The following is a 6,425-nucleotide window of genomic DNA, read 5'->3' as shown; positions in this document are numbered from 1 at the left end:
TCGGATCTCAAAGATCCTCGGAAGCTCCAGCTCAGAACCGAGACACGCCACAGCGAAAGTCCTATGACGATCACTAGATCCGCAGGTCAACGCATCATCCACCTAGTGATCGCTAGCAGATTCGTCAGATGAGCTCGGTGCCGAGGGCGGCGGGCGTCTGCCCGAGCGAGACCACGCCGTCCTTGGTCGCCTTGCGATCGACTTCGACGACAGTCGCGGGTGCCAGGGGCTTGTCCGCGCTGACGCCGCCCTGGGGTTCGGGTCCGCCGAGCCGTCCGCCCCGCATGACCAGTCCTTGCAGGTCAGCGTCGGTGAAGACTGATCAGTTGCCCGTCGAGGACGACGTGGACGGTGCGGTGGCTGACCCAGACGGTGACGGTCCGGCCGACCAGGGTCGGGCTGAACTTCAGGCTCCGCGCCTGTGGCAGCATCACGTGCCGACCGGGGCTGATTACCGCCTCGAACTCCACGGCCTGAAGCGGGAGGTCGTCCTCGGACGACCTTGGCGGCGGAAGCACCGGCAGTCGCATCGGTTCGGACGGCCTTGGCTCGGCTGCCGCGGCTTGCGTGGTCTCCGGTGCGTCGGCGGGGAGGGTGTGCGGGCGGAAGACCTGGGCTGGTGTGGCCATCTCCAGCGACTGGTGGGGCCGGGTGTGGTTGTAGCCATGGACCCAGGCGTCGATCGCGGTCTGGGCCGCGACCGGGTCGGCGAAGGGCCCGGAGTGGTCGAGCATCTCGCGACGCAGGGTCTTGTGGAACCGTTCGACTTTTCCGGTCGTGGTCGGTGACCTGGGCTTGGTCAGCCGCTGGTTGATACCGTTCTCGCGGCATACGCGCTCGAACATGACCTCGGTGGGAAGGGGCTTGGAGTAGCGGCCGGTGAACTGCTTGCCGTTGTCCGTCAGCATCTCCGAGGGGACCCCGTAGACCGCGGCAGCGAATACACCTCCGGGGCGTTCCAGCAAATGTGCGGCAGGTGGGGCGTTGTGCAGTCGATGGGGCGAGTCGGCTCTGCCCTGGACAACGCCGCCGCGGAGTCGTTCCACTCGGTCCTCAAGGTCGAGTACGTCCACCGGCACACGTTCGCCACCCGCGCCGAGGCTCGGTTGAAGACCGCAACGTGGATCGCGGACTTCTACAACACCAAGCGCCGCCACAGCGCGGCCGATGGGCAACCGCCCGCCGAGTTCGAACGGATCATCCAGGAAGCGCGAGCCCGGACCAATCAGCAAAGCCGGGCCGCATAACCAACGTCTCTACGAATCCAGGGGATTGACGCAGCCGCCATCGGCGAGCGCCGACAGAGCGGTCGGATCGGAGGGGCGGCGGGGTGCCTCCCGTAGTCGTGAACATCGACCTGGCCGTCATAGAGATGACTCCCGCTCTCATCGCCAAATGACGTCGCGCGCGCCTGGTCCGTAGAGGAGCACGACTGGGGGCGGCAGTGTTCCAACCGTGCGCTCTCCGGGGTACGCGTGGCTCCTGTTGAGGGACACCAGCGCGGCATGCATCACTCACCCGGGCCGGGAGCGGGCGGATGCAGCTGGCTGTTCGAATCTGGTGGCGCGGCTCGGTACGGTGCGAAGGCCGTGTCTGCCGCGTCCCGGTAGGGACGTCGGGACATCCGGGTGACGAGCTGCCACATGGTGCGTTCCTCAGCCAGTTGCTTGGGCAGCACGAGTCCGAGCGCGTCAGCCAGCGGTTTGCGGCCCAAGTTCACCATTGCCCGTACTGCGGCGGCCCACTCGTCGGTGGCGTATACGGCGGAGCGGTACCACAGCGGAATGAGCGCACACAGTGCGATGGCGGTGACGACCAGCAGGGGCCGTTCGGCCCCTGCTGATGCCAGGGCCAGGAGTGCAAGCACCGCCACCACCGCGTGCCCGTACAGCAATGCCACAAAGAAGTCCACGTTGGTACGTGAGGTTTCCGCCTGGCGGCGTGCCTGCTCGGGCGCGGCGGCGCTCAGCTCGTTCCACAGCACCTGTGTATCAAGCCGGAAGCGGTTGTGGCCGTACTCCTCGAAGCGACGGATCGCATTGCCGAGCCGAGTTGGGGCGATCTGGTCGTCGTCCGTCGGGTAGCGAGCCATCTGTTCGTTAAGGAGTGCACGCTGTACGGAAGTACGGCCCTCCGGGCAGGTGATCAGTTCAGCGATCCGTTCTTTGCGGGCCCGCTGACGCCGGCATCCACGGTCGTACGCGCTGCGTGGCCACAGCAGATAGCCCTCAAGGATCCGGTAGAGGGGGGTCTGGAGAGCATTGAGCACGATGCCGAAGAGAACGGCGGCACAAAGGAGTAGCAAGGCTGTCTGACCGGCCGTGGCGGGCCAGATGCGCTCGATGGCTGCGGTCCGCCGCAGGCTGGGGGCGATAGCGAGGAAGAAGACCGCGAGATTGAGTGCGGCGGGTAGCACCCAGCCGACGACCAGCGCCCATCCACCCCCAAGGACGCCCTTGGCAATGTCGCCCACGGATCAGGACTCCCGCGGCCAGTCGTCGTCCGGATCGTTCTCCGGTCCCGGAGAGGTGTGCCCGACGGTGTGGCGGCCTAGGCTCATATCTCCGTGTACGACGTTGACTGAGATCGAGCCTTGCTCAGCGCTGATGCGCTTGTCGCCGCCGACGGCCCCTCCGTCTGGGGGGACATGTGGGGCCAGCAGCTCGCGAAGATCTTCGACGGCCTGTTCCAGCTCGGTGTCGCTCAGAATTTCGAGTGCTAGTTCGATACGGGCCTGCCACATGGCCTGCTGACGGGTGCGTACCTGCTCAACCTCTGTCGCCTCTGCAGTCTCCAGATCGGACGCGGTTCGGTCCAGACGCTTCAGTACAGCCTGCTCATGCTGCTCGTTGCCCCGGCCAATCCAGCGGGCCATTACCCGCCGAAGCCCTGGCCATGCGTCTGTTCCTGCGGCTCGCACCACCGCGGTCCCGCCTGCCGTGGCCACTGCCCTCAATAGCTCATAATTCATCCCTGTTGCCCCTCCCAGACCAGTCGTCTCGTCAGCACAGTAGTGCCGGATCCGGTCCCTCGGAGCGCCAGCAGAGGGCGCGAGGTTCCACCAACAGCCAGCTACCACGGCCAGCGGCGGTGCGCGCCGCTCAGTCGGTGGCTTCCCGTACTTCGTTGAGGTCTCGCAGAGCCTGACGCTCAGAGATGCCCTCTGCGGCTGCTACCTCGCCGGCAGTCACTTGCCCATTGCTGTCTTCGAGCATCTTGCGGATGCGCTGCTTGCGGGCGTCGATGGCGGGCACCCGCGGGTCGCGAGAGCGGTCTCGTGGCTTCGTGTCCTTGCTGCCGGACGGGCGTCCGCCACCCGTGCCCAGTCCCGGTCGGCTCGCGTCCCAGGCGAGGATGGCGCGGCGCGGGTGATGATCCACTCCCCCGACGATCACTTCGCGTTCCACCCCGTCGACGACCTGGCGCTCGGCCTTCCCCCCGACCGTCACTGCGGCCTCGCGCAGGACCGGATCGCGTCGGAAGACGTCCCAACTCGCCGGGCTGACCGGAGGATCGAGCAGCGCGCCGGCTTCCTGAAGGCTGAACAGGTCCTCGAGGTCGTCCTCGGTCGGCAGCGCCTGCACTGGATCGCCGGCAAGATGTGCGTCGACCTGCTCGGCGTCCCACAGCAGCGCCCGGGGTGCGCAGTCCCGCGCCAACCGCGGCCGCGACTCCTCCCCCCTACGAGGCCCGCGCCCGCTGAACCGGGCGGTCCGGCACCCTTTAGGCGCGTCGTGCGGCTGGGCTGACGAGGAGTTTTCAACCTTGGGCGAGTCCACGGGCAGACGCTCAGCCGGCCGCAGCGCGGCGGCAGGCGGACGTGGCGGGTGGCGTCCCTTGGAGGGGCGCTGGTTGCCTGCTGGACTCGAACGGGCCGAGGAATGACTCATTCCCTGCTTTCCCAATGACACCACTAATCACAGGATATGCGCTACTCACAGCAGATCCACAGAGAGGGCGTTCGTGAAGGGCTCCGTCACACGACTCCGCCGGGCAGCGTTAACACTCCCCGCTGCCGCACTGATGGCTTCCATTCCACTGGCCTCCTCGACCTCGGCAAACGCGTTAACCCAGCCCCCGGAAGGTCGCGGCGCGAGGGCGTACGCCGTCACCGACCCCGCGATGCTCGCCATGGAGCAGAGGCAGGAAGTCCTCGACAAGATCGCAGGGACGATCACACAGAACCTCTCCGAATTCGATCGTGCGAAGATCCCGGGCTTTACGGAGATCGAGGTCGACCCGGACCACAACCAGCTGCGACTGCATTGGAAGGGCACCCCGCCTCGGCGGGTTGCCGCCATCCTGGCGCACTTGCCCAGTGGCGTCACCGCCACGGTTGTGTCCGCTCGCTACTCCAAGGCCGAACTGCATGCGGCGCGCGAGAAGTTGCTCCGCGGTGGCAAACCCGAAAACCTCCGCATCCCGTCCACGGCCACACCGATCCGTATCACCAGCATCGGTGGGGCCGTCGACGGCAGCGGCCTGGACATTACTTATGCCGATGCCCCCGGTCCGGACACGGCCGCCCCAAGGGATTCCCTCGCACCGGCTGCCCGCCAGGACCGTTCGCGCGAGGTCAAGGCCCTCACCGACCGGCTGACGGGCATCAACACCACTGCGAGCTACAAGGCTTCGCCCGCCGAGGCCGCGACACCCGCAGCCTCGGCCAGCCGTCCTGCCGCCGCAAGCCCCAACGCTTCGTTGATCAACAGGCAGCAGGACTTCTACCCCTGGTCCGGAGCTTCCGCGCTGAGGAATCCCACCGGCGGTATCTGCTCCAGTGGCTTCGGTATCAAGAACGACAAGGGCGAGAACATGCTCACCACCGCCTATCACTGCGGCGGGGGCAACGGCCTTTGGTCGACTTATGCCAGCAATGACGCCGTCGGCGTGACCGACAACTTCGAGGCCTACACGAGCGACGACGTCCAGGGCATCCACCTCCCGACCCCCCAGCTCAGCGGCTGGCTGTACGACGGGGCAGCGAAGGAGGGCACCTACGACGTGAAACCGGTCACCGGCTGGGGCCACAACAACGTCGGCGACTACGTGTGCGAGGACGGTGCCAATGGCGGTGTCCACTGCAACCTAAAGATCGCAAAGACTGACATCGGAACCAGCGGCGTCGGAGGTTTCTGGCGTCCCATCACCGACCTCGCCTACGCCACCTCGCTGACACCGGACGGCATCGCAGGAGTCAACGGCGACAGCGGCGCCCCCGTCTTCGCCGGCGCGAACAACTACACGACCGACGAAGCACGCGGAACTCTCACTGCCTTCGATACCACGGTTACCTGCCCAGCAGACGAAACTGCAACTACCGTGGCAGACGGCCAGGTCCGCACGCCGTGGTGCTTTCACGGTCTCTACTACGTCCCGATCTACCAGACACTGCACGACATGAACTGGACGCTTGTCACCCACTGATATGACGGCGGGTGGAGCACCCACCCGCCTCTTCCTCCCTTCGGTTCCGCAATGGCAGGCTTAACGCCAGCCATCCACCGGGAAACTACGGAGTATGCGACCGTGCCCTTGAAGAACTCCCGACGCTTACGCCGCATGATCTGGGCCGGCGCCGTGTCGGTCTGCCTCGCGGCGGCCGCGACCGGCTGGGTCGCCTGGGACCACTCGCACATTCACGACGCGCCCGTGCCGGGGGACGTACTCATGAGCAACAACGGGCGCAGCCTCACCACCCCCATAGAATGGACGGACTGCGAGGACAAACCCGACCTCGAAGCCCACGAATCCGCCCACACCATCACGCTCGTTCTGAAGCGGAAACGGCACGATTTCCAACATGCCTACGGCCCGTGCGACGGCATGCACGACGGACTAGCCAGCACCTCCCTCGACAATCCGGTGGATGACAGGAAGATCACCGACTCCGTCACCGGCTCGGGCATCATCCCCTTCGACGACGCGCACTTCCCCTACCCCCGATACCTGCCGTCCGGCTTCACTCCTGCGGGCAACGTCATCGGCCTGGGCAACCGCGCAGACCCGCCGTACACCAGGAGTGCCAAACCCACATGGACCTACACCTATCAACGGAACCGCGATAAGGGTGGGCAGGCCGGAGCCGTGAGCATCACGGTGATCACCGGCGAGACCACCCCCACACAGGGGACCCCAATATCCGTCAACGGTCACCCCGCCCGGCTACAGAAGACGCCGAGCCCCGACCCGACGCGGACCGCAGTGTGGCCCCAGAACGGATACACCATCACCGTCTGGGCCGACGACCCGTTTATGACTGACGCCGAGTTCCTACGAATCACGCAGAGCCTGAGGAACTAGTACTGCAATCACAGTTATGGGGTGTGGCCTCGGCGTTTGTAGTGGCTGCGGCGGGCTCGGGTCTGGCTGAGGCGTCGCCACCACGACCAGCGCAGATGATGCGTCGGAGCGAGATGGCGGGG

At 66.2% G+C, this 6,425-nt stretch carries 8 protein-coding genes; 3 read left to right on the top strand and 5 right to left on the bottom strand.

Features of this window, described 5'->3' with window-relative positions; genetic code table 11:
* Window positions 1-124: 124 nt before the first annotated feature.
* Together P3G67_RS35515 and P3G67_RS36290 are read right to left on the bottom strand one after the other, a co-directional pair.
* Window positions 125-286 carry a hypothetical protein gene (locus P3G67_RS35515; RefSeq protein WP_276097201.1) on the bottom strand — a complete coding sequence of 54 codons (162 nt, stop codon included), beginning with the start codon at window positions 284-286 and terminating at the stop codon, window positions 125-127.
* Between the two features lie 16 nt (window positions 287-302).
* Window positions 303-908 carry an integrase core domain-containing protein gene (locus P3G67_RS36290; RefSeq protein WP_391858424.1) on the bottom strand — a complete coding sequence of 202 codons (606 nt, stop codon included), beginning with the start codon at window positions 906-908 and terminating at the stop codon, window positions 303-305.
* A gap of 57 nt (window positions 909-965) precedes the next feature.
* Here P3G67_RS36290 and P3G67_RS35505 point away from each other — a divergent pair, with 57 nt between their 5' ends.
* The gene (locus P3G67_RS35505) at window positions 966-1,247 is read left to right on the top strand and encodes an integrase core domain-containing protein (protein WP_276097200.1); all 282 of its coding nucleotides are present in this window, start codon (window positions 966-968) and stop codon (window positions 1,245-1,247) included.
* Window positions 1,248-1,510: 263 nt separating this feature from the next.
* On the opposite strand, the gene P3G67_RS35500 is transcribed toward P3G67_RS35505, so the two are convergent.
* From P3G67_RS35500 to P3G67_RS35490, 3 genes are all read right to left on the bottom strand, one after another.
* Window positions 1,511-2,473: a hypothetical protein gene (locus P3G67_RS35500; protein WP_276097199.1), complete on the bottom strand. Its 963-nt coding sequence runs from the start codon at window positions 2,471-2,473 to the stop codon at window positions 1,511-1,513.
* Window positions 2,474-2,476: 3 nt separating this feature from the next.
* Complete coding sequence (locus P3G67_RS35495; protein ID WP_276097198.1) at window positions 2,477-2,875, bottom strand: hypothetical protein; 399 nt, start codon at window positions 2,873-2,875, stop codon at window positions 2,477-2,479.
* Between the two features lie 226 nt (window positions 2,876-3,101).
* Window positions 3,102-3,659, bottom strand: coding sequence for a hypothetical protein (locus P3G67_RS35490; protein WP_276097197.1), 558 nt, complete (start codon window positions 3,657-3,659; stop codon window positions 3,102-3,104).
* 463 nt (window positions 3,660-4,122) lie between these two features.
* Between P3G67_RS35490 and P3G67_RS35485 the strand changes: the two genes are divergently transcribed.
* Window positions 4,123-5,427 carry a hypothetical protein gene (locus P3G67_RS35485; protein ID WP_276097196.1) on the top strand — a complete coding sequence of 435 codons (1,305 nt, stop codon included), beginning with the start codon at window positions 4,123-4,125 and terminating at the stop codon, window positions 5,425-5,427.
* Between the two features lie 135 nt (window positions 5,428-5,562).
* Window positions 5,563-6,303: a hypothetical protein gene (locus tag P3G67_RS35480; RefSeq protein ID WP_276097195.1), complete on the top strand. Its 741-nt coding sequence runs from the start codon at window positions 5,563-5,565 to the stop codon at window positions 6,301-6,303.
* The last annotated feature ends 122 nt before the right edge of the window (window positions 6,304-6,425 follow it).

This window comes from Streptomyces silvisoli (genome assembly GCF_029269905.1).
In the GTDB taxonomy this organism is placed as follows: domain Bacteria; phylum Actinomycetota; class Actinomycetes; order Streptomycetales; family Streptomycetaceae; genus Streptantibioticus_A; species Streptantibioticus_A silvisoli_A.
The sequence above is the reverse complement of the archived record's forward strand: the minus strand, read 5'-3'. Positions and strand labels throughout refer to the sequence as shown.

Excerpts from the sequence above, each read along its gene's own strand:
- P3G67_RS35515 (WP_276097201.1), bottom strand. The coding sequence starts at position 286 with ATGCGGGGCGGACGGCTCGGCGGACCCGAACCCCAGGGCGGCGTCAGC.
- P3G67_RS36290 (WP_391858424.1), bottom strand. The coding sequence starts at position 908 with ATGCTGACGGACAACGGCAAGCAGTTCACCGGCCGCTACTCCAAGCCC.
- P3G67_RS35505 (WP_276097200.1), top strand. The coding sequence starts at position 966 with ATGTGCGGCAGGTGGGGCGTTGTGCAGTCGATGGGGCGAGTCGGCTCT.
- P3G67_RS35495 (WP_276097198.1), bottom strand. The coding sequence starts at position 2,875 with ATGGCCCGCTGGATTGGCCGGGGCAACGAGCAGCATGAGCAGGCTGTA.
- P3G67_RS35485 (WP_276097196.1), top strand. The coding sequence starts at position 4,123 with ATGCTCGCCATGGAGCAGAGGCAGGAAGTCCTCGACAAGATCGCAGGG.
- P3G67_RS35480 (WP_276097195.1), top strand. The coding sequence starts at position 5,563 with ATGATCTGGGCCGGCGCCGTGTCGGTCTGCCTCGCGGCGGCCGCGACC.